Source organism: Pseudomonas sp. AC463, assembly GCF_979253585.1.
The window spans coordinates 1-244 of sequence record NZ_CEEDDZ010001040.1 but is presented as its reverse complement, the minus strand read 5'-3'; the positions used below and the strand labels follow the sequence as shown (position 1 = coordinate 244).

General features: G+C 62.3%; 1 protein-coding gene. It reads right to left on the bottom strand.

The genetic code is table 11. The features are described from left to right. Positions 1 to 244 (bottom strand): thiamine pyrophosphate-dependent enzyme (locus AC0IYH_RS33420; protein WP_471838724.1); only part of this gene is annotated, 244 nt, incomplete at both ends.

Here is a 244-nt window from a genome sequence, read left to right as displayed (position 1 = left end):
CAGCGCCCGGTCCCACGCAGCACCGAGCTGCTCCGGATCGTCGACGAAGATTCCGGTCAGCCCGATCATCTCCGCGAACTGCGAATAGCGGACGTCGGGAATGTCCTGCGTCGTGGCAAAGCGCGGATTGCCCTCCATCACGCGTTGCTCCCACGTCACCTCGTTCAGGTCCTCGTTGTTGAAAACGCAGATGATCAGCCGGGGATCGGCCCAGCGCTGCCAGTATTTCTGGACGGTGATGAGC